Annotated in this window: 3 protein-coding genes; all 3 read right to left on the bottom strand. The window is 69.5% G+C overall.

The genetic code is table 11. The features are described 5' to 3' along the window. Nucleotides 1-272: 272 nt before the first annotated feature. Complete coding sequence (locus AC5JJ1_RS15930; protein WP_495786084.1) at nucleotides 273-1,253, bottom strand: Bug family tripartite tricarboxylate transporter substrate binding protein; 981 nt, start codon at nucleotides 1,251-1,253, stop codon at nucleotides 273-275. 83 nt (nucleotides 1,254-1,336) lie between these two features. Continuing rightward, nucleotides 1,337-2,149: a class I SAM-dependent methyltransferase gene (locus AC5JJ1_RS15925; RefSeq protein WP_495786083.1), complete on the bottom strand. Its 813-nt coding sequence runs from the start codon at nucleotides 2,147-2,149 to the stop codon at nucleotides 1,337-1,339. 65 nt (nucleotides 2,150-2,214) lie between these two features. Beyond that, on the bottom strand, nucleotides 2,215-2,400 hold a 186-nt coding region (locus AC5JJ1_RS15920; protein ID WP_495786082.1), incomplete at its 5' end, for a hypothetical protein.

Here is a 2,400-nt window from a genome sequence, read left to right as displayed (position 1 = left end):
GCTTCGCAATGTCGAGCCCGATCGTGCTAGCCTGTCCCACGGACGCCTCCCCTAGGAGCCTGTCTGAGTAATCGGGCCCGCAACGTCACCCAAGCAAAAGCCTTCCGAGACGCAAGTCGCAGGCGGCATGACCTTCCGCGACGGGGCGGCGGCGCAAAAGGCCATTTTATGCCACGGAATACTCAGACAGGCTCCTAGTGGTTGCTCAACACCTCCACCTTGGCACATCGATGCCGTCGGGGGGCGTCCACACCATCAGGGTTAGCCGTTCCTCACTCCGGACGTATGCCGGCCTCTGCCGTGAGCCGGGTCATGAGCACGCGCTGCTCCGCGACGTAGCGGGCGAAATCCGCCCGCCCGATGTAGCTCGCTGGATCGAGGCCAAGTTCAGAGAAGCGCGACCGGAGCTCCGGCCCTTCCAGGGCACTCGCGGCAGCGCCAGCCAACTGGTCAAGCACGGGCTCGGGGGTCCCCGTGGGCGCCCAAAGTCCACTCCACTCGGCGAGTTCGAAGCCGGGCAGCCCCGCCTCGTGCAGCGTGGGGATCCCGGGCATCCCGAGCAGGCGGGTCATGCCTGCCACCGCTAGCACGCGCAGGAGCCCAGCCTGCACCAGCCCGATCGCGGCGGGGGTCGAGGCGAGCATGTATTGCGTATCGCCCCGGGCCACTGCCTGCGCGCCGAGGTTGCCGCCTCGGAACGCGACGTGCTCCGCCTCGGTCCCCGTACGCTGAGCGAACAGGAAGGCCGCAAGGTGCGACGCTGAGCCGACTCCCGCACTGCTGTAGGCGATGCGCCTGCCCCGGTTTCGGAGCGAAGCGATGTATCCCTGTAGATCATGCGCCCCGTCCCCCGCGGCGATGAGAAAGAGCAGCGGGAAGGAGCCGAGACGCGAGATGGGAGCGAAGTCGCGGGCGTAGTCGAAGGCCAGGTTCCGCACCAGCGCGTGGTTCACCGTGTGCGCCGAGGCATCGGAGAGGAGCGTATAACCATCAGGTCTTGCCTGGGCGACGACGGCCGCGCCGATCGTGCCGGCGCCGCCTGCCCGGTTCTCGATCGTGATGGTCTGGCCGAGGGTTTCGCTCATCGGGCCGACGACAAGCCGGGTCGTCGTGTCCGCGGCTCCACCGGGCGCGTAGGGCACAATCATTCGGATCGGCCGCTCGGGATAGGCCGGCCGAGTCTGGGCCCGCGCGTGGGCGCCTATCAGGGCCGCTGCGGTCCCGGCCAAGCCTTGCAGGAAGGCACGTCGCATCGGCTCCTCCTCCCGTCCTGTTGGGCTGGTCGGCACGATCCTTCGCCTGAGCCCGGGTCGCCGGGCAATGCTGCACCTCCCGACTACCGCGCCGCCAGCGCAATGTGCGTCGGTTGTGGGACCGTGAAGCCACCCTCGTCGTGATAGGAGGCCAGCGCCGCTGCGACCTCCTCCACGATGGTGCGGCGCACGTCCTCGCCGAGGGCGGCCACCTCCGGTCCGACCGGCGTGCTCGCCAGCAGACCGGGGATGGACGCCTCAGGCGGCAGGAGGCGCCGCTCCAGCACCTCAAGCCGGACCTCCACCTCCCCGAAACCGACTTCGACGAGGGCGCGGTGGAGTGCCTCCCCGTCGCCGAACCCGAAGGGCGCGCAGAAGCGCCGCGCCACCTCCTCCCCGGCGTGGCTGCGCAGCGCCGCCGCGATCGCAACGTGGCAGGGGCTGTGCTCGATCCCGCGCCAGACACAGAGCGCGACCCGCCCGCCCGGCCGGAGCACGCGGTGCATCTCGCGCAGCGCAGCCCCCCTATCCGGGAAGAACTGCAGGCCCTGCTGGCAGAGCACGACGTCGAAGTCGGCGTCCCTGCAAGGCAGGGCAGCCGCATCGGCCTGTTCCCACTTCAGGGACGCGCCGCCGGAGGGCGCCTCGCGCCGCGCCAGGCCGAGCATGCCGGCGTTCAGGTCGATGCCGAGCACCGAACCTTCCCGCCCGAGGATCGGCGCCGCCAGCCGTGCGACGATCCCGGTCCCGCAGGCCATGTCCAGAACGCGCTGTCCGGGCTGCAGCCGGGCATGTCGGAGAAGGAGCCGGGCGAGCGGCCCGAAGACGCTCGGCACCTGGTAGCGCTCGTAGCTCTCGGGCCCGCTCCCGCTCAACTGCCAGGGGTCTTCGGCCATGGGGAGCTCCCTTGATGACCTCTCGATCGGCGGTCGAGCGAGGGTGCACAGTGCCACGTCCGCTTCTAGAAATAAGAGCGAAACATGCCGGTGGCCGGTATGGGCGCATTGCTGAACGGCGGGGGCGGCCGGAGTCGGCCTGTCCGCTTTGGAACTTGCAAGCCATCGAAGCGGACGTTCCCTTCCCGGCTGTTGTCGACCGAGGCTGTGTAAAAACCGCTGCCGTTAGCTGCTGCTGAGGTGGGCCAGCG

The sequence above is a fragment of the Belnapia sp. genome, assembly GCF_059504005.1.
The sequence above is the reverse complement of the archived record's forward strand: the minus strand, read 5'-3'. Positions and strand labels throughout refer to the sequence as shown.